This window comes from Oceanobacillus zhaokaii, assembly GCF_003352005.1.
In the GTDB taxonomy this organism is placed as follows: Bacteria; Bacillota; Bacilli; order Bacillales; family Amphibacillaceae; genus Oceanobacillus; species Oceanobacillus zhaokaii.
This window is the reverse complement of sequence record NZ_CP024848.1, coordinates 1,703,323-1,719,622: the sequence shown is the minus strand read 5'-3', so window position 1 is coordinate 1,719,622 and position 16,300 is coordinate 1,703,323. Positions and strand designations below refer to the sequence as shown.

Sequence of the window (16,300 nt, the reverse complement as noted above, 5' to 3'; positions counted from 1 at the left end):
AAAACTCTATTCTGTCTCTTGAGTCTTTTTATCTCCTAAATAAATTCTCACCTGAGCGCCTTCCTCTAGCTTAGAACCTGCACTTGGTGCCTGATCAATAATGTAATCTCCTGTTCCACTTGTCTCAATCGATAGATTAACCATCATCTCTGCAATTTCACTCTTCGTGTGACCAATCAGGTCTGGCACCTCAACTTTTGGCTGTTCTGGCCAAAGGTATTCTTTTTCCAATCCATCCGTTCTCGGTTTTACTTCCATTGCCCTCATACTATCACCAATGATGGACCCAACAATTGGTGCTGCAACTGTTCCACCAAATTGTACGGTATTCTTTGGATTATCGATAGCAACATAGACTACAATTTCAGGATCATCTGCAGGGGCGAAACCAATAAATGAAACGATATGATTATTTTGCATATACCTTCCGTCTGGGCCTACTTTTTGCGCTGTTCCGGTTTTTCCGCCTACCCGGTACCCTTCAACATATGCAGGCCTGCCTGTCCCTTGTGCAACAACACTTTCAAGCGCGTAACGAATTTCTTCAGATGTTGTTTCTGAAATAACCCTTTCTTTTAAAACAGGTTCCACGGACTCAACTGTCTGCTCTGTTTTTGCATCAATCCACTCTTTCGCAATATGTGGTTCATATAAGTAACCACCATTTACAGCTGCAGCTACTGCCATTACTTGCTGAATTGGGGTTACAGATACACCTTGGCCAAATGCTGTCGTTGCAAGTTCAACAGGTCCAACATTTTCAAGTTTAAATAGAATTCCAGAACCTTCACCTTGTAAGTCAATCCCTGTTTTTTGCCCAAACCCAAACTTATCGATATATGAAAATAGCTTCTCCTTACCAAGCATCAATCCTAAATTTACAAACCCTGGGTTACAGGAGTTCTGAACTACCTCAAGATAGCTTTGATCTCCATGACCTCCACGCTTCCAGCAATGGAGATGTGCACCACCAACTGTTATCTCTCCATCATCAAAATAGTGATCACTTTCTAAATCCACAACATCTTCTTCCAATGCTGCAGCTAAAGTGATAATCTTGAATGTTGATCCTGGTTCATATGTACTCCAGATTGGTAAGTTACGGTCAAAAACTGCAGCATCTACTTCTTGATAATTTTCTGGATTGAAATTAGGTCGGCTTGACATGCCAAGTACGCCACCAGTTTTTGGATTAACAGCAATTGCAATCGCACCATCTGGATTATATTTTGAAACGGCTAGATCAAGTTCTCTTTCCATAATTGTCTGTACTTTTGAATTGATCGTCGTCTTCAAATTCAACCCATCTTTTGGTGGACTGTAAATGTCTGCGAAATCATCTAATCTTCGTCCTTTAGCATCTGAGTAAAAGGATAAACTTCCTTCATCTCCACTTAATTGCTCATCATAATAAAGTTCAAGACCCATCAGCCCTTGATTGTCTATTCCAGCGAAGCCAAGCACATGAGATAAATAATCCCCATATGGATAATGTCGTTTTGAATCTTTAGCAAGGTAGACACCATCCATATTTAAAGTACGTATCGCTAATTCTTGTTCTTCGGATATTTTAATACCTTCAGGACGAATATTCACACTTGATCTTGATTTTGTAATCTGATCATAAATCTTATCAACAGATACATCTAATACACTTGCAAGTTTCCCCGCTGTCTCCTCTGGATCTTTGATTTGCCTAGGCATTACGACTAGTGAAGGTGCAGTAACATTCTCTGCTAATACCTCCCCATCCTCATCTAATATAAGACCTCGTTCAGGCTCGAACACGATATCCCTTGTCCATAATTCGTTCGCTTGTGCCATCAAACGATCACCAATAACGAACTGTACATAGCCTAAACGAACGCAAATTACTGCTAACACTAACAATCCAAAAAGAAAAACAGTGACTATCCTTTTTCTAACGACTATAGTAGATACACGTTTCATTTTCCATCCTCTTTTCATAGGTAGGCTTGTATCCACTATATGATTGTCAAAAACTGAATAGAACACTGTTTCGCGAACAAAAGCTTAAAGCTAGTTTGGGCGCTGGAGCTGGACTCGGCTTCTACTGTCATGGAAATTAATCAGGGAAATTTTTATACTTTCTTGATTTACCTATTGCAAATATTACTCATTTCCAGTCTCATCTTCTGGGTTTTCAGTTGCATCCTCTAATTCCTCGTCAGGCATAGTTGGAATCTTGAATTCTATCCCAAGATAATCATTTTCCTTAAGCGCAGTACCTTCTTTAATATTTTGCGTCACCGCAAAACCATTGCCGAGTATTTCAACTTTTAATTTTAATAGATCAGCCAATTCTAACGTATCCCGAACAGACCAACCGATAATATTAGGCATTGTCGGCTTGTCAGTTACCAACATAATCCGTTCTTGCGATAGAACTGTGTCGCCTTCTTTTACATTAGCTGATACAATCTTACTTCCATTACCAATGGTTGTAACGGTTGCACCTTGGTCAGTTAAGTTTTTAGCTATATCTGCTGCCTTCCCTTTCGCTAAGTTAGGGATTTCTATTAAATTAACAATATCCTCTGTATCCTTATCAGGGTCGATATTAAGATAATGCAAAGCATTTTCCATTACATTTGTAAAAATAAATGATACAGGCATGGATCCAGTTTCTGTAGTTTCCAGCTCTGGTTGTTGAACAGAAACATACATCATTAGCTGTGGGTCATCAATTGGAGCCATCCCAAGAAATGAAAATATATAATTATCCTTTCCTGTTAAATAGCCTCCATTAGGATTAGGGATTTGCGCAGTACCCGATTTCCCGCCAACAGAGTAATCCTGCAATTCGTATCTTCCAGAAGTTCCATCCTCAGAGGTGACAGTTGATTCAAGTAATGACCGTACTTGTTTCGCAGTCTCTTCAGAAATTGGTTCCCCCACAACATTCGGTGACTTTTCTTCAATTATGTCCCCTGTTGATGAATCAACAATTTTTTGAATAACATATGGCTGAAGCATTTTACCATTATTTGCAATTGCAGTTGCTGCCTTCATTTGCTGAATTGGTGTTAATGTCGTACCTTGTCCGAATGATGTTGTAATCTTTTCGAGTGGCCAATTATATAGAATTTGTCCTGCGACCTCACCAGGTAGATCGATCCCTGTCACTTTGTCAAAATCAAATGCATGTAAGTATTCAAGGTATTTATCGGCCCCTAGTTTTTCCCAAACTAGTTTTGCTGCTGCAACGTTAGAGGAACGTTCAAACCCTTCATCATAGGAAATTGTTCCCCAGCCTTTTCCGTTATTATGGTCATGGATTGGTGTAATTTTCTCATTAACTCTATAGCTTCCAGATTTAAAGCCTTCACTTCCATTATATACACCTTCTTCAATCGCCGCCGCCCAAGTAAATATCTTCATCGTTGATCCGGGTTCAAACGGGCTAGAAACTGCATCATTATACCAATTTTCAACATTTGCTGGGTTATTGGGATTATAGCTTGGCCGACTACTCATTGCGAGCACTTCTCCGGTCTTCGGATCCATAACGACTGCTGTTACTCTTTTAGGATTGTATTCCTCGTCTACTTCTGTAAGTACATCCTCTACAAGAGTTTGAATCTTTTGATCTAGTGTTAAATAAACATCATTTCCATCCTCTGGTTCCCGGATAATCTCATTCGGATTAAGCAGTCGATTATTGTATTTATCACGTTGGTAGGAGATAAAACCATTTTTCCCACCCAAAATATCATTCATTTCATTCTCAATTCCCGCGATGCCAGTTATTTCATTCTTGATTTCTTTTTCTTTTTGTACTTCCGTCTCTCTTGCGAATCCAATGATATGAGACGCAAACATTCCATTTGGATAATATCTGATGGAGTCTTTTTCAAAATTAATTCCTGGTAGTTTTAATTCGAGGATATCGTCTCGCTGTTGTTGCGATAACTCGTTCGCTATATTTCCGAACTCGACTTGAAAACGGTCATTTTCTATGCCATTCTGTATTGGCATTAATATATCTTCCGTTTCTACTTCCAATACTTCTGCTATTAATTCTGCTGTTTTTTCAGGATTAGTTACATGTCTAGGTGTGTCCGATTTCTCGGAATGTTTTTCATCAACAACCGCATACATTCGAAAAATCGGTCTATCGTAAGCTAAAGTCATCCCATTATTATCATAGATTTTTCCACGTTCTGCATACAGAGGATAAGATGATGTACGTTTTTGTTTAGCCCATTCATCTAAAGAAACACCATCAACAACACCTGTTGCTTGAATATACATGAACCTTCCTGTCAAAACAATGAAGGCTATAATGAATAATGGGAGCAGGACTCCTGCCACTACGTGTGTTGTTTTATTTTTCCTCATGATAAATGCCCCTTGCTAATTGTTGAATGCGTGTGCCTGTTTTACTTCAGCATCTTGAATTTTCAAGCCATTTTTCTTCGCTACTTCAATGATTCGTTCAGGTCTGCTGAGCTCTTTCTTTTCAAATTGGAGAGCTTCGTTCTTGAGTTCGAGGCTTTGTGCTGTTTTCTCCAGTGTTTGTAATTCCCGATTTAGTGCATCAGTAGAAGAAGAAAAAGATACAATAAAAATGGAAATTGCAATAAGAGCTACAGAAAAAATGGAATAAATTACTTTTTCTCCCTTTGTAACCCAACCTTGCTTCTTTACTTTGACAGCTACTTTCTTATCCTTTTTTGGGGCTTGCTGCGGACTTGATTGTTGCCAGCTACGTGCATAATTTGTATTCATTATTTTTTCCACCCTTCCTCATAAGCAAATTCATTTCCCCAGTTCTTTACTTTTTCTATTATTCGTAGTTTTGCTGATCTAGATCTGCGATTATCCTCTAATTCGCTATTTCCTGCGATAATCGGCTTCTTCGTAATCAATTTAAATGGCGCCTCATGATCTTTTGGTAGTACAGGAAGGTTTCTAGGGGTCTCTTTCGCCGTACTCCATTTCTTAAATGCCTGCTTACAAAGTCTGTCTTCTAAAGAATGGAAAGTAATGACAACAACTCTCCCCTCCAGACTTATTACCCTTGCTGCTTGGTGCAATGCATCATTAAAAGCCTCAAGTTCATCATTTACTGCGATTCGCAATGCTTGGAAAATACGTTTAGCTGGATGACCACCTGTTCTTCTCGCTGCTGCAGGAATACCCTCTTTAATAATTTCAACTAGTTCATGTGTCGTATTTATCGTTGCTGTTTCTCGGTATGCTTCAATTTTTCTAGCGATTTGTTTTGAAAATTTTTCTTCTCCATATTTGAAGAAAATCGAAACTAATTGATTGTAAGACCATGTATTGACAATTTCAAATGCTGTCAATTCCTGATCTTGGTTCATCCTCATATCGAGCTGTGCATCATGTTGATAGCTAAAGCCTCTTTCCCCTCTATCAAGTTGAGGAGAAGAAACACCTAAATCAAATAAAATTCCATCAACATGCGTAATATCATGTTCGGACAATTTTTGTTCCAGTCCACGGAAATTTGAATGGACAAAAAGAATATTGTCTTGATACTTAGACAATCTCTCTTTCGCTGCTGCTAACGCATCTAAATCTTGATCAAATGCTATTAATAGCCCGTCTTCATTTAATCTTGATGCAATTTCTTCTGAATGACCGCCACCGCCAACTGTGCAATCGACATATGTACCACTAGGCTTAATAGCAAGTCCGTTGATAGTCTCTTCTTTAAGTACACTATAATGTTCAAACATTTAAATGATCCACCCACTTTTCTTTATCAAAGTCCCGCTTTAACTTATATATCAAAATCCATTAGATTCTCGGCAATCTCAGCAAATGATTCCTCAGATGTTGAAACATATTCCTGCCAATTATCATTCGACCAAATTTCGATCCGGTTTGATACACCAATTACTGCACATTCTTTTTCAAGAACAGCATAACTTCTAAGTGTTTGCGGAATGTTTATTCTTCCCTGTTTATCTACTTCACATTCAACTGCTCCAGAAAAGAAAAACCGGGTGAATGCTCTAGCATCTTTTTTAGTTAATGGGAGTTTCTTTAACTTGTCCTCTAGGATTTCCCATTCATCCATTGGATACGCAAATAAACATTTATCAAGTCCACGGGTCACAACAAAAGATTCTCCAAGTTCTTCACGAAACTTGGATGGGACGATTATCCGACCTTTCAGATCAATGTTATGCTGATATTCTCCCATGAACATATAGTACGCCCCACTTTCTATTTTTTATATTACCACATCCCCCCACTCTTCACCACCCATTTATCTAAAATAGTAAATTTACATTTTAATCCAGGTGAATTCGTTAATTTTACCCTCATAGAAAAAGCTGTCAAACCAAGGTTTGACAGCTTTTCATTATATTAATATTACATTGTGGGAGCTAGTGGGGGACTATTCCCAAAAACTGCTATTTTCGATAGCAAATGATTAGTCGATAGAAATTCTAAATTGTATATCAGATTATAAATAAACGATGTAATGTTCCTCTTTAAATGAATAGGATTGCTTCAACGCCTCTTTTAAAAATTCTTTCCCATACAAATTTAAAAATGGCAATGGGTTCCACATCCGTTCTTGAAGCCCACCCTCAGGATGTAAAGCTAAATTAATTCGGTCAAACTCAGAAATCTCTATTTCATATTTTTCTTCTATCGTTCTTACAATTCTTTTTTCTAAAAACTCAACATCACGATGTAAATACAGTAAATTCTTATCTGCCAATTCACGAAGATCTACTCGTAATTCAGCGGCAATATTTCTTAATGGTGCATGTGCTTGCCTAATTATCTCCTTCAAATCATCCGCTAATTTATGTACGGGAGGATTAACCTTTGCCGCGAGCCAATCATTTTTAAAATCGGTTAAACCATGGTTTACAATGAATTCGATATCCAAATCATATTTATTAATTCTTTTTTCTATATTCCGTTCGACATAGGTTAGAGATAATCGTGGAACTACTGGAGGCATTTTTATCCCCAGCGCATGAAAAGCAGCCCTCAATTGCGCCCAATAACTAATCTCTCCAGGACCACCTATAAACGCTAACGAAGGAAATAATAATTCTTGCATTAAAGGTCGAGTGACTACATTATTACTTAATAATGATGGAGTACTCTTGGCAATTACCATTAATTCCTCAGTTGTAAATGTTATTTCTTCTTGTTTTCCAACCCATTCCTGATTTTGATTTCTAGTTAATAAGATCCGTTCATTATTTTTATGATAAAAAAGATTCGCGTCATCAAGCGTAACATCTAAGCCGAGAGAATATTGTTCTTGCTTTAATTGCTCTGATGTACGATATACACCTAAACTAATTTCCGGTTGGGCTTCAATCATATGAACAAAATGTTCTTTTTCCATTTCACGTATAAGTGGATGAGCAGAATCAATCAAAACTAACCCTTCATCATCAAACAATTGATAAATAACACGTGCAAAGAAATCCGTATAGGTAGCAGACTTTACTAGACAAGCATTCATAATGTCGTACAAGTCCTTTGTATACTCGCTTTCCATTAATTGAACAAATAAATTATCAAGCCAATCCTTGCTCTCTCTCTCATCAAGTGGAATGTGCGAAACGGAGCATTTTCCGATATTCTGTTGGGCTATTTTATATTTTTTCAATCGGTTCTTTTCCGGTAAATGTATATGGTTCATTTCTTCAAAATCATGATCTTCCCCAGCAATCCAAAACACTGGGATAACTGGAATATTTAATTCAGCTTCCTTTTGTTTTGCAAACTGAATAATCGAAATAACTTTATTAATTGTATACAATGGCCCAGTTAGTAATCCAGCTTGCTGCCCCCCGATTACAACAACACTGTTATCCTGATTAATCCTTTCTATATTTATGAATGTTGATGCTGGCGCTCCCCATTCCCCATTGATTTTATGTAAAACCTTTGTTAAACCTTTACGATTAAAAGAACGTGCATTTAAATCCTGGATTCGTTTCTGATAATCATCAAATGGCTTATAATCAAAAAACTGCATTATCTCTGCCTTATTATTTCTATAATCATTTATTAGCTTTGCTTGTTTCGTTAGCTTTATCGGGTTAATCCACATAAATTCCTTGCTCCTTTTGTATCTTTATCTCCAGAATGTATTGTACAGTGTTTTCTGTTGTATTTCACGTATTCTGTTTTAAGAATAATCCGAACCTTACTTTGTAATTATAGTTTATATTAGTTCTATAATAATTCCAATGATAACAAGGCAGATATATAAGAATAGAAAAAGCAGAAAATATATTCTCCAAGCTAGTTTGAATGCCTTCGTAATCTTTACTTCCGTTTCGAATTTCCATTGCAAATAAATAAACAATCCTAGTAAAAAGAGATAAAAAACTAATACAATACCAATAACATTGAGATCGAACGTCATATTTAATATTAAAACTACAGCTATCATATAAAAAAGTGTAGTCCAATTTACCGCACTATGAACCGCCTTCCAGACTGGTTGGTGAAATTTAATGAAAAAATAATAAATAAGTGCTGTTAGAACAAATGGAACTGTCGTTAAGAATGCAATTATATAGATGATAACATCCACCATTATTTTGAGTTTACTCCTTTATACTTTTACTCCTTAATAAGGAGAATCGATTATGTACTCTTCATATCAAAGCGCTATTACAATTCTTATATATTGTACCAAATAGAATTATCTTTAGGGTAAAAATATTAAACTAATTTCTATAATAGCCTTTAATTTCAAAATAATCGACGCTGTATTATAATGAATTCTTATAAACTACTTGATTTTTCAAAATCGTTTACTAAACCGATAAAAGACATGAATGCCATTATTTGCATTCATGTCTTTTATCGGTTTAATCATTTTTACTTTGCTTTACCCAGCTCCAGAGTTTCCCCATTTCTTCCCATGCATGATCATATCTTAAAAGTGCTTCTTTCAATTGTTTGTTTTCTAATTCTAATGTAACCACTTTTTCTTTCTCTATTTGCAGTATGTGATGTTCATCAGGGTATTTGGTTCTCATCTTCTCTAATAATAGAATTGCGGAATCTATCGTATCAAGCTCGGGATTATCCGCTTTCACAAATTTCCATATATCCTTTCTGCCCCCGTGCTTCCTTTCCTCTTTCGCTAACTGAATTGCATCCTGATATTGTTTACGGATTGTTGCATTCCACCTAAATCCACATGCTGCAGATGTACGTGACAACTGTTCCGCTACTTCCTTAAACGCCTCCAGCTGCGTCTTACCCTCTCTAATATAGCGCAGTACCGTTTCTGCCAACAGAATATCTTCATCCTTAGTCCAGGCATCCTGACGTGTCTCGTTCATTACACCCCTCCTTATCACTTTGGTATCAATGTATGCAAAAAATAGGAAAGCTAGAATACATGTTTACATTTTTTATGATTAAAAATAGGCTGTTTTATAAAAGAATATTGCTATTTATAGGAAAACATGCTAGTGACAAACTGTGATTGTAGCAAGTGGACAGTATTTTTTTGTAGAGTTTCAGCTTATTGATAGTTGCGGAACAATCAGTAGTATAGGCACAAACCCAGTGGAAGAAACACACCGAGACTCCTTTGGGAATAAGGCTCACCAGCTCCCCACGGAAAGCGATGTGTATTTCAGGAGCGACTGGCCAGAGAGCAATTGAAAAAACTACATAGTTCGGACTTTATATGACCAACAAACGAGACGAATAAAACAAAAATAAAAAACAGACCACAAAATGTGATCTGTTTTTTATTTGTATTCTAGAAGATTAGTTAGCAACTACTTCTTTACCATCGTAATGTCCGCAAGATTTGCAAACGTGGTGTGATTTAGTTAATTCTCCACAATTTGAACATTCTACCATGCCAGGTACAAGTAATTTTTTGTGTGTACGACGTTGATTTTTAACTTTTTTAGACGTTCTTTGTTTAGGTACTGCCACGACAAACACCTCCTTCAAATGAAAGCAAAGTTTGAATGTTTATTCTTATTTGTCTTTCTGTTTATTTTCAAGTAATGACGCCAATTTTTGAAAACGTGGATCTATCGTTTTTTCTTTCTTTTCTTCTGTAACATATTCCCAGTCCTGCCCTTTAATCGGAGCAGCATTCTCAGGGTTTGCTTCATTAGAAAATACACGAAAAGGAATCTCTAATAAAATATTTTCCTCTATATATGGAGTTAAGTCAAGCACTTCTCCATTTACTGGATGAATTTCATCTTCCTCTTCTTCTGTACTATAATAAGATGATGTGGTGAAAACCTCTGTCGCTTCAATTTTAAACGAATAAGGTACATCCACTAGTGTACGTGCGCAAGGTAAAATCATTTCTCCTTCAATTTCAAAAGAGCATAAGATTTGTTCTCCTTGTACGCTACAATACCCGTGTACTCTTACGGGCTGTATTTTACGTATATCATTATTCATCGTTTCCAGTTCAGAAACATCCACATAATCATCAAATTTAAACGGTTCATTATAAGCACTTTTTTTAATTTGACTTAATGCAAATTTCATTATTATCACCTCAAGGCAACAAGAGTAATTTTAAAAGAAAAATGTACTTTTGTCAACATATTTTCTTTACAGATACATTAACACACTTCACCTATCATAGCATGAAATTTTTTATAAGCTTAGCATTGTTCTGATCATAATGTTAATTAAATCAAAGATGCTATTGACTTATTTTTTTGATACAATAATTCCATTATACTATAGGAGCTGAATGTATGAAAGCCACCGGCCTAATTGTTGAATATAATCCATTTCACAATGGACATATGTATCATATAGAGGAATCAAAAAAAGCGACAGACGCTGATTGTATCATTGCTGTCATGAGTGGTAGTTTCTTACAACGCGGGGAACCGGCCATTATTGATAAATATCATCGAACGAAAGCTGCAATAAAATCCGGTATCGATATTGTCCTTGAGCTTCCGTATGTATATGCAGTACAAAATAGTGATATCTTTGCGCATGGGGCAGTACATATTTTAAATGAGATTGGTGTATCGAGTATTTGTTTCGGAAGTGAATCTGGAAACATTTCCCCTTTTCTAAGTAGCTACGAAACATTTAAAAATAATGAGAACATCTATAATCTTGCATTAAAACAAGTGCTAGCAGACGGAAAGTCATTTCCAGAGGCAAGCCGAGCTGCATATGAGCAGATTAACTTAACAACGAAAGAGATAGACCTTGCAAAGCCGAATAATATTCTTGGATTTAGCTATGTAAGAGCAATTTTAGATAATGAGCTGCCAATTGATCCCATTACAATAAAACGAACAAAGAATAATTATCATGATGAGTCGATAACTAGTAATATCGCTAGTGCAACAAGCATCCGAAAACTATTAATAGAGCATAATGAGCTATCGGCTACTGTAAAACAGACCATACCAAAAGAAACTGTAATTCAATTACAATCCTATAATCGCATGGCATCATTTTGGCATACATGGGAACTTTACTTTCCAATTCTTCATTACCGGGCGATGACAATGCCGTTAGAGGAACTGGGCATGATTCACGGGATTGATGAAGGATTAGAGCATCGTATCAAAAGAACTGCGAAACAGGCAACTTCATTTCAGCAATGGGTGACATTAATTAAAACGAAACGCTATACATGGACGAGGATTCAACGATTATTTGTTCATCTCCTAACCAATACGAAAAAGTCTGAAATTACGTCTATCATTGATCAACCTTCTGTACCTTATGTCCGAGTACTTGGATTAACCAATACTGGTAAAAATTACTTAAATATGAAAAAAAAGAAAATGGAGGTCCCGATTTTTTCAAACATTAAGCGTGATGCACCACTGATGCTTAGAATAGAAGAAAGAGCAAGTAATGCGTATTATAGTATTCTCCCGCCGGAAGCAAGAATACAGGCAATTAAACAAGAATACAAAGGACCAATTATCCATTAAAATCTATTAAAGAAAATCGACCTCTTACATCGAAGAAGGTCGATTTTGATTTTGCATATAGATCCTGCTGTTTTTGAGTTAGGCTTAATCTTAGTTTACCGATTTGCTAGCGAAATATTTTCAAAATTAGATGCAACCTACTCACAAAATAAGGAAATCAAAGATTTTCTAAATACTTGAGTGCTTCTGCAAATGTATCAACAGGTACAATCTCCATTTTAGTCCCAATTTCCTCTGCGGTTTGTTTTGCCACTTGATAATTTGAATCAATCGCACCATTTTCATTTGCTGCAAAGAAAATATCAATTCCTTCTTTATCAGCCGCAACGATTTTCTTATCGATTCCACCGATTCGTAGTACATTACCATCGTAATCAATTTCACCTGTACCGGCTATTTGATATCCTTTTGTCAAATCTTCCTCTATTAGTTGGTCATAAATTTCAAGTGAGAACATGAGCCCTGCACTAGGTCCTCCAATATTACCGCTTGAGAATTCTATTTCTGGTTCAACTGCGACACTCCGGTCGGTCACTAAGCTTATGCCAATCCCAACTTTATTATCGATTGCTTCAAAAGCTTTCAAAATTATGTCCGTTGACATTTTTTGATTTTTTCTTTCAAAGTCTATTGTAATGGTTTCTCCTGCTTTTTTATCTTCAACATAACTTACTAATTGTTCTGATTCTTGTATTTCTTTCCCATCAATTCCAGTAATCCGATCGCCAATTAATAGTTTTTCCTCTGCAGGCATTCCTTCGACAACAGAAGCAACATAAACACCATTATACGAAATTGTGATGTCCTCTCCCGCTGCTTGATATGCAACAACGGTCGCTGCTTCCTGCGAGTTTTCCATAACTTGAAGTTGCGCCTGCATGTATTCATTCTGAGTAGTGCCTTCGGGAAACACCTGATCGATTGGCAATATCTCATTGTAAGGAGTAATCTTTGCCCAAACATATTGCAAAGGCGTTGCTTGTAAACCACTAACCGTTACAAGATGCATATCACCCTCACTTTCAAATCCATTCTTAACTTGAATAATTGGATTTAGAGCATCTGCTCCGCCAGGCTTTTGAATATAGTAAGGTAGTTGGTATCCTGCTATTAAATAAGCAAAGGCGATGATTAAGATAAAGTAGATTATATTTTTCTTCGATACATTCATTTTTTTGCTCATACTCCTTCCAGATATACTTATTCAGAATCCGTTCACATATTATAAAACATATTCACACTAGCTTGTAACATGTATGTGTATCCATGCAATTTCCATTTCAAAAAAAGTGTATGTCATAATTATCCGCTCTAAGTGCGTATATTAGTAGAGAACTTGTACAAAGCGTAATCCATTATTTAAACAAGCTAAAATTTATTTTACTACTAAGTTAATTAGATGTACAGAACCCTGGGTTAGCATCCCAGCCAAAAATCACTTGTAAAATCAACCGTAAAAATGCCACTTTTTACTTACTAGATGTAGGGGGACTCCCATTGATACAAATAATAAAAACATTACTCTTTTCAGGATTGACCATTTTCATTACGATTTCACTTATTCAGTTTCCGGATCAAGCCTTGGAAGCGAGTATTCGTGGATTAAACTTATGGTGGGAGGTAGTTTTCCCTTCACTGTTGCCGTTTTTCATCACTGCAGAGTTATTACTAGCATTTGGCGTTGTAAATTTCATAGGGGTACTCTTTGAGCCAATTATGCGGCCATTATTTAATATACCTGGTGTCGGAAGCTTTGGATGGATGATGGGAATGGCTAGTGGCTATCCGACAGGGGCGAAAATTGCTGCCAGGCTGCGAGAGGAAAACCAACTTACACAGGTTGAAGCAGAGCGACTAGTCGCATTTACAAATAATTCGAGTCCTTTATTTATCTTTGGTGCTATTTCTGTAGGATTTTTTCACGATGCCTCTTTAGGGATATTGATTGCTGTTTGTCATTATACTAGTAACGCAATTGTTGGCGTTGCGATGCGGTTTCATGGGAGAAATCGAAAAGGGATTAAGTTGGAGAAGCAAAAGAGAGTATCCTTGACAACGGCTTTTAAAGCAATGCATCGGACAAGATTAAAAGACAAAAGACCATTCGGGGAAATTCTCGGAGATGCAGTTCTAAATTCGATTAAAACATTAGTCATGGTCGGAGGCTTTATAACCTTGTTTTCCGTTCTAATAAAGCTCCTCTTCTTGGTTGGAGTTACACCGGCGATCGCAGAATTAATCCAAGGTATCTTATCACTGTTCAGTCTACCAATCGAATTTGCGCTTCCTTTTTTATCAGGATTATTCGAAATAACAATAGGAGCAAATATGATAACCCAAATTACGACAGACTCATTATTACCCCAATTAATTCTGGTTAGCTTTATTCTTGGATTTAACGGGTTTTCCGTGCAAGCTCAGGTTGCCAGTATTTTAGCTAAAACAGATATTCGATTCTTACCGTATTTCTTTGCACGTTTATTACATGGCAGCATTGCAAGTATATTAACAATTATCTTGTTCAAACCGCTGTATCTTGATAAGGAAACCTCCCAGACGAGCAACATGCCAGGATTTCAAGAGTCAGATTATAATGTTTGGACTAATATATTCAATTTAATAGCGGAAAACGGTGCACTGTTTACTTTCTTTTTCTTGGGAATCGGAATCACTATACTTTATCGGAGAAATATAAAAAAGCAATAGAACATAATGAAACAACACTCTGACTGATAATTAGCGAGAGTGTTGTTTTCTAATATTATCGATGACCAAATTTCTCTTTCAGTGCTTCCAGAACAACATCTGGCACCAATCCAGAAATATCACCATTATACTTTGCAATTTCCTTCACAATACTCGAGCTTAGGAAGGAGTATTGATTATTTGTCATAATAAAAAATGTTTCCACATCTTGATTAAGCTTCCGATTCATAGATGTTACTTGCATTTCATATTCAAAATCACTTACTGCTCTTAATCCACGAACAACTGCATTGGCTTGTTTTACACGAGCGTAATCCATTAATAGGTGATCCGAGGAATCTACAGTGACATTCGGCAGATGTTTTGTTGATTCTCTCATTAAATGAATTCTCTCTTCGACCGTAAACAACGGTGATTTAGATTGATTATTAAAGACAGTAACGATTACATTTTCAAATATTTTTGCGCCTCTTGTGATAATATCCAAATGTCCATTTGTAATAGGATCAAAGCTACCTGGACAAATCGCCAACTTTCCCATAATGCCAACTCCTTTTTTAATTCCTTCGATAAATTGTAATCCCAATAGTCCCACCATAATTTTCATGTTTAATGAGGGATAATGGGCCATAGCTTGCTGCCAATTTATCTTCAAAATCATGTTCACAATATATAATTCCATTTTCTTTGATTAAGTTAGATTCAATAATTTTTATTAAAATCTTATCGTATTCGACTTTTTTATATGGGGGATCAAGTAAGATTAAATCGAATTGCAACTCACGTTTTGCTATCGCTTTTAATGCACGAACGGCGTCCGTTCTGAATAATTCTACCTTGTCCTCTATTTTCACTGTTTTTAAATTCTCTGAAATAGTATGTATCGCTTTCGGATTTTTATCAACAAACACACCCGAATCCATTCCCCTGCTAATCGCTTCGATTCCTAACGAACCACTTCCAGCAAAAAGATCAAGTACAATACCACCGTCAAAAAAAGGTCCCATCACTTGAAATACAGCCTCTTTTACCTTATCGGTTGTCGGTCTTGTCGATTTACCAGGGACAGACTTTAATTGTCTTCCTTTGAATTCACCTGCTATAACCCGCATGTCATCACCTCGTTATCCAACTAATCAAAATTAATATTACCACAAACAAGCATTTTGTTCAGCAGAATGACTACCTAACTCTCGCTGCGTTAGGAAAAGATTCCCTGTTTAGGTATATTATTTTTCTCTTTGTACATAATAACATAATGATTCAACTAATTGTTAGCTTGGTTGTTTCAATACGGAGAAGGACTTATACTTCCCCATAAGTTCTTCTCCGGTTTCTCCTCTCCCTTTACCTATTTGTTTTTTTATACTAAAAAACAAAAGGACCTGCAGAGTCTTTCTCTGCAGGATTTTTTGTTTTCTAGATTTAATCAATCATTTGCTACTATGTTAGATAAATCCGAACTAACTTAGGATGATATTTGCTTCCTGGCTGGTCGCTCCAGAAATACACTACGCGCACCTTAGGGCGGCTGGTGAGCCTCTTTGTGCTAACGCACTTCAGAGTCTCACCGAGGCCGTTACTCCCAGTAGTCTTCGTGTATTTCTTCCGCTGGGGAGGGGACTGAATTTAGAGACATAAGAATT

General features: G+C 36.6%; 15 protein-coding genes. 2 read left to right on the top strand and 13 right to left on the bottom strand.

Annotated elements, in window-relative coordinates; genetic code table 11:
* Nucleotides 1–6 precede the first annotated feature (6 nt).
* The 10 genes from CUC15_RS08725 to CUC15_RS08680 all read right to left on the bottom strand — a co-directional run bounded on the left by CUC15_RS08725 (nt 7) and on the right by CUC15_RS08680 (nt 10,521).
* On the bottom strand, nt 7–1,950 hold the full coding sequence (locus CUC15_RS08725) for a stage V sporulation protein D (protein ID WP_114916287.1): 1,944 nt from the start codon (nt 1,948–1,950) through the stop codon (nt 7–9).
* A gap of 183 nt (nt 1,951–2,133) precedes the next feature.
* Complete coding sequence (locus tag CUC15_RS08720; protein ID WP_114916286.1) at nt 2,134–4,362, bottom strand: penicillin-binding transpeptidase domain-containing protein; 2,229 nt, start codon at nt 4,360–4,362, stop codon at nt 2,134–2,136.
* Nucleotides 4,363–4,377: 15 nt separating this feature from the next.
* Entirely contained in the window at nt 4,378–4,752 is a 375-nt protein-coding gene (gene ftsL, locus CUC15_RS08715) for a cell division protein FtsL (protein ID WP_114916285.1), read from the bottom strand.
* Entirely contained in the window at nt 4,752–5,729 is a 978-nt protein-coding gene (gene rsmH, locus CUC15_RS08710) for a 16S rRNA (cytosine(1402)-N(4))-methyltransferase RsmH (RefSeq protein ID WP_114916284.1), read from the bottom strand. The genes ftsL and rsmH overlap by 1 nt, the downstream gene beginning before the upstream one ends.
* Nucleotides 5,730–5,773: 44 nt before the next feature.
* Nucleotides 5,774–6,205, bottom strand: a complete 432-nt coding sequence (gene mraZ / locus CUC15_RS08705; protein WP_114916283.1) for a division/cell wall cluster transcriptional repressor MraZ — start codon at nt 6,203–6,205, stop codon at nt 5,774–5,776.
* Between the two features lie 261 nt (nt 6,206–6,466).
* On the bottom strand, nt 6,467–8,086 hold the full coding sequence (gene bshC, locus CUC15_RS08700; RefSeq protein WP_114916282.1) for a bacillithiol biosynthesis cysteine-adding enzyme BshC: 1,620 nt from the start codon (nt 8,084–8,086) through the stop codon (nt 6,467–6,469).
* 114 nt (nt 8,087–8,200) lie between these two features.
* Complete coding sequence (locus tag CUC15_RS08695) at nt 8,201–8,578, bottom strand: DUF3397 domain-containing protein (RefSeq protein ID WP_114916281.1); 378 nt, start codon at nt 8,576–8,578, stop codon at nt 8,201–8,203.
* A 277-nt stretch (nt 8,579–8,855) separates the two neighbouring features.
* Complete coding sequence (locus tag CUC15_RS08690; protein WP_114916280.1) at nt 8,856–9,335, bottom strand: RsfA family transcriptional regulator; 480 nt, start codon at nt 9,333–9,335, stop codon at nt 8,856–8,858.
* A gap of 436 nt (nt 9,336–9,771) precedes the next feature.
* The gene (rpmF, locus tag CUC15_RS08685; RefSeq protein WP_114916279.1) at nt 9,772–9,945 is read right to left on the bottom strand and encodes a 50S ribosomal protein L32; all 174 of its coding nucleotides are present in this window, start codon (nt 9,943–9,945) and stop codon (nt 9,772–9,774) included.
* Nucleotides 9,946–9,990: 45 nt separating this feature from the next.
* Nucleotides 9,991–10,521, bottom strand: coding sequence for a YceD family protein (locus CUC15_RS08680; protein WP_114916278.1), 531 nt, complete (start codon nt 10,519–10,521; stop codon nt 9,991–9,993).
* 215 nt (nt 10,522–10,736) lie between these two features.
* Here CUC15_RS08680 and CUC15_RS08675 point away from each other — a divergent pair, with 215 nt between their 5' ends.
* The gene (locus CUC15_RS08675; protein WP_114916277.1) at nt 10,737–11,948 is read left to right on the top strand and encodes a nucleotidyltransferase; all 1,212 of its coding nucleotides are present in this window, start codon (nt 10,737–10,739) and stop codon (nt 11,946–11,948) included.
* A 157-nt stretch (nt 11,949–12,105) separates the two neighbouring features.
* Here the strand turns inward: CUC15_RS08675 and CUC15_RS08670 are convergent, their stop codons facing one another.
* Nucleotides 12,106–13,119 (bottom strand): SepM family pheromone-processing serine protease, encoded by a 1,014-nt coding sequence (locus tag CUC15_RS08670; protein ID WP_114916276.1) that lies wholly within the window; start codon nt 13,117–13,119, stop codon nt 12,106–12,108.
* Between the two features lie 326 nt (nt 13,120–13,445).
* Here CUC15_RS08670 and ylbJ point away from each other — a divergent pair, with 326 nt between their 5' ends.
* Nucleotides 13,446–14,654, top strand: a complete 1,209-nt coding sequence (gene ylbJ, locus CUC15_RS08665; protein WP_114916275.1) for a sporulation integral membrane protein YlbJ — start codon at nt 13,446–13,448, stop codon at nt 14,652–14,654.
* 55 nt (nt 14,655–14,709) lie between these two features.
* Here the strand turns inward: ylbJ and coaD are convergent, their stop codons facing one another.
* Complete coding sequence (coaD, locus tag CUC15_RS08660) at nt 14,710–15,195, bottom strand: pantetheine-phosphate adenylyltransferase (RefSeq protein WP_114918420.1); 486 nt, start codon at nt 15,193–15,195, stop codon at nt 14,710–14,712.
* A gap of 16 nt (nt 15,196–15,211) precedes the next feature.
* Complete coding sequence (rsmD, locus tag CUC15_RS08655) at nt 15,212–15,766, bottom strand: 16S rRNA (guanine(966)-N(2))-methyltransferase RsmD (RefSeq protein ID WP_114916274.1); 555 nt, start codon at nt 15,764–15,766, stop codon at nt 15,212–15,214.
* Between the last annotated feature and the right edge of the window lie 534 nt (nt 15,767–16,300).

What these genes read in the sequence shown, in the direction of transcription:
- CUC15_RS08675 (WP_114916277.1), top strand. Translation starts at nt 10,737, where the DNA reads ATGAAAGCCACCGGCCTAATTGTTGAATATAATCCATTTCACAATGGA.
- rsmH (WP_114916284.1), bottom strand. Translation starts at nt 5,729, where the DNA reads ATGTTTGAACATTATAGTGTACTTAAAGAAGAGACTATCAACGGACTT.
- ftsL (WP_114916285.1), bottom strand. Translation starts at nt 4,752, where the DNA reads ATGAATACAAATTATGCACGTAGCTGGCAACAATCAAGTCCGCAGCAA.
- CUC15_RS08690 (WP_114916280.1), bottom strand. Translation starts at nt 9,335, where the DNA reads ATGAACGAGACACGTCAGGATGCCTGGACTAAGGATGAAGATATTCTG.
- rsmD (WP_114916274.1), bottom strand. Translation starts at nt 15,766, where the DNA reads ATGCGGGTTATAGCAGGTGAATTCAAAGGAAGACAATTAAAGTCTGTC.
- mraZ (WP_114916283.1), bottom strand. Translation starts at nt 6,205, where the DNA reads ATGTTCATGGGAGAATATCAGCATAACATTGATCTGAAAGGTCGGATA.
- CUC15_RS08695 (WP_114916281.1), bottom strand. Translation starts at nt 8,578, where the DNA reads ATGGTGGATGTTATCATCTATATAATTGCATTCTTAACGACAGTTCCA.
- CUC15_RS08720 (WP_114916286.1), bottom strand. Translation starts at nt 4,362, where the DNA reads ATGAGGAAAAATAAAACAACACACGTAGTGGCAGGAGTCCTGCTCCCA.
- CUC15_RS08680 (WP_114916278.1), bottom strand. Translation starts at nt 10,521, where the DNA reads ATGAAATTTGCATTAAGTCAAATTAAAAAAAGTGCTTATAATGAACCG.
- CUC15_RS08670 (WP_114916276.1), bottom strand. Translation starts at nt 13,119, where the DNA reads ATGAATGTATCGAAGAAAAATATAATCTACTTTATCTTAATCATCGCC.
- bshC (WP_114916282.1), bottom strand. Translation starts at nt 8,086, where the DNA reads ATGTGGATTAACCCGATAAAGCTAACGAAACAAGCAAAGCTAATAAAT.
- coaD (WP_114918420.1), bottom strand. Translation starts at nt 15,195, where the DNA reads ATGGGAAAGTTGGCGATTTGTCCAGGTAGCTTTGATCCTATTACAAAT.
- CUC15_RS08725 (WP_114916287.1), bottom strand. Translation starts at nt 1,950, where the DNA reads ATGAAACGTGTATCTACTATAGTCGTTAGAAAAAGGATAGTCACTGTT.